This window comes from Mesorhizobium sp. M1406, assembly GCF_040317555.1.
Classification (GTDB): Bacteria; Pseudomonadota; Alphaproteobacteria; order Rhizobiales; family Rhizobiaceae; genus Mesorhizobium.
Genome location: NZ_JAMYKW010000141.1, coordinates 1 through 3214 on the forward strand (window position 1 = coordinate 1; position 3214 = coordinate 3214).

The window sequence follows — 3214 nt, forward strand, 5'->3', positions numbered from 1 at the left end:
CACCCACTTGATGGGTGGGGGCCTGCATCAGCACGCGAGCGCCTGAATTGCCGATCTCGCTCAGCTGCTTAGCTTTCCCAGGGAGCTTCTCTGGCCGACCCAATGCCTTCTGCGGCCCGCTGTGCTGCGCAGCGGCGTCCCCAATGGCACGAGCCTCCATGCCGACTGCGTCTTCCGGACGAGCAGCAAGGGCAATTTCGCGCCCGAGTGCGGCGTACGGCGGGAACTTCCGGAGATGAGCTAGTGCACTGATCCACCGGTTACCACTGGAGTCCAAATAACGCCTGGCATCTTCATCCAGCGACCCCTCGTAAAGCCGAGCCGCAATCCCCGGCCTGTTGTTTTCATGCAGGTATTGACTGAAACGTCTAAGAGTAGCCGCATAGTCCTGAGTGGTTTTGGGATTCGGCCCGGTCGCAGGCGCTCCCTTGTACTCTTTGATGAGAGCCGCTTTGTACTCTTTGATGAGCACGGCGTCGGCAGGGTCGGGATTCAGGGCAGCGCGGCCCACCATTGGCGCTCCGCCCGCCGACTCTTTGAGACGACCCAGTGCTCTAGCCACGTTCGAGGAGCCACTCTCGCGCTGGTACTCCTTGAGATCCTGATCCAGCAACGGATCGTCAAGCCGAGTAGCAAATCCCGGCTTGTTATTATCAAAGAGCCAACGACCAAAGCCGAGAAGAGAATTTACATGGTCCGTGACCGTGCGCTCCCCGACCTTACCGGCATAGAGTGCTGACCGCAGCCCTTCGACAACGGTCGCATCGTTGGAATAAAGAGGACGCTTGTCGCGACCGGAGACCACTACTGGAGGATCTGGCTGCACCGCCGCCGGCATAGAACGAGCATGGTCACGCAACTCGAACGGTGCGGGGGGATTCAGATCAACCACTGACGAATCCGGCGCATGATGATGGCGTGTTTCCCCGGGAACAACGTCCCGTACGAACACCGAGTCTGGGTTGCCTTGGTCCGGCGCGACTGGAGCCAGGGCTCTGTCGTGCAACGCTCGCGCTGACTGGCCGAGCCGCTTGATCCGCTGGTGAAACGTCCCAACGGGGCTTTCCTTAACCGCGTCTCGGGCCTGTCGGTCCATGAGTTCAAAGTTCGTAAGATTATTTGCCGTCCCGAATGTATTGTCACCCCTGAGGCGGGTTTGTAGTGCCTGCCGATTGACGACGAGGTTGTTGAGGTTCAGGTCTGGCAGGTCTGGCAGGTCTGGCTGCCATCTTTGCAATCGCCCAACCAGCGCCCGCGTGCCGTCCACCACGTAGACTCCGCAATCCCACTCGTTGCTCTGCTGGGCGATGCGGGGTAAGTCCACGCGGGTCTCCAGGCTGGCGCCCAGCCTTTCTGCGAGGTGTTTTGCAAGCTTGTCATGCCATCCGCTGACGGAGTCATAATGATAGGCAACCGGCCGTTCCCGGTCGCTGCGATCAACGAACAGCAGCGACCAATGTTTGCCGCGCTCCGCAAGAGTCTTACCGCCATCGCTCACTGGCACGAACAGGAAGTCGGCTGTGTCGTTACCGTTCTGATTATGGACGATGCGCTGGAATGCGCTTAGCTTGTCGCTCTCGGAGCCCAAGCGCAGATGATAATTGGCTACGAGGGGATCCACGAACCGCGTCCGGGCGGCGAGTTCTGGATTGTTCCCCTGCAACTCCTGCTCCAGGAGCTGGTAATCCCTGTGGATATGTTCGTCGCCTAGCAATTGCAATGCGCCGAGCACCCGCCCGCTGGGGTCGCCGAAAACACCAAAAAACCCTTCGACCGCGGGGGACATCCCCTCAGGAAAGAGCTCTGGCGAGGCGGAATTCCCCGCCCGCAAGCTGGGCGGAGCGAATTCCGGTGGCCTCAGTGGCACCTCCTCGCTTGGTAGCAGGTTGCTCCTGTCCTGTGCAGCGATCCGCTCGTCCGGCGCGCGCTGGTCGCCGTCGCGCCAGATCAGGGGACGAAAGGACTCTGCGGGATCGGAGGCTTGGTGATGGTGCCCAGTTGGTACGAAAGACGATGGCAGAACAGCGGCGTCTTCATTAGCTTCCCCAGGGAGCTTCTCTGGCCGACCCAATGCCTTCTGCGGCCCGCTGTGCTGCGCAGCGGCGTCCCCAATGGCACGAGCCTCCATGCCGACTGCGTCTTCCGGACGAGCAGCAAGGGCAATTTCGCGCCCGAGTGCGGCGGACGGCAGGAACTTCCGGAGTTGAGCTAGTGCAATGATCCTCCGGTCACCACTGGAGGCCTTATAGCGCTTGGCATCTTCATCCAGCGACTCCTCGTGAAGCCGAGCCGCAATCCCCGGCTTGTTGTTTTCAACCAGGTATTCACTGAAACGTCTAAGAGTAGCTCCATAGTCGTGAATGGTTTGGCGATTCGGCCCGGTCGCAGGCGCTCCCTTGTACTCTTTGATGAGAGCCGCTTTGTACTCTTTGATGAGCACGGCGTCGGCAGGGTCGGGATTCAGGACAGCGCGGCCCACCATTGGCACTCCGCCCGCCGACTCTCTGAGACGACGCAGTGCCACAGCCACCGTCGAGGAGCCACCACTGCTCTCGTACTCCTTGAGATCTTCATCCAGCGACTCCTCGTGAAGCCGAGCAGCAAATCCCGGCTTGTTATTTTTAAAGAGCCAACGACCAAAGCCGTAAAGAGAATTTACATGGCGCTTGACCGTGTCCTCCTTGGCCTTACCCGCGTAGAGTGACCTCAGCCCTTCGACAACGGTCGCATCGTTGGAATAAAGAGGACGCTTGCAGCCGCGACCGTCGGAGACCACTATTGGAGGATCTGGCTGCACCGCCGCCGGCACGGCGGAACGAGCATGGTCACGCAACTCGAACGGTGCGGAAGGATTCAGATCACCCACTGACGAATCCGGCGCATCATGATGGCGCGCCGTTGAGTGACCCGGCTGCAGCACCGAGGCACCTAGCATCGACCCACTGCCTCCGGCGTACGGCGCCGCGGCGTGTTCTTGTCCGCTCCCTTGCATCATGGGCTGCGCTTCCCATGGGGCCGCATCTTCGATGAGGCTCAGGTCTCCCTGAGACGGATGAGAATGGAACGGGTCTGGCAGAGCCGGAACGGCGGGGGCGGGAATTTGGGCAGCGGCTTGGCGCGCCTCGCCCGAGCGCTGCTCAAAGCCCTCTTGCCCGGCCTGTGCCGCTTGCTCTTGAGATGCCGGGGGCTGCACCTGCCGCCAACCTGTTACATT

Annotated in this window: 1 protein-coding gene; it reads right to left on the reverse strand. The window is 60.9% G+C overall.

The window, feature by feature from the left end; translation table 11 throughout:
• Positions 1-2866: Ulp1 family isopeptidase (locus tag NKH03_RS34500; protein WP_352973292.1), on the reverse strand; the 2866-nt coding region annotated here is incomplete at its 3' end.
• Positions 2867-3214: the final 348 nt, after the last annotated feature.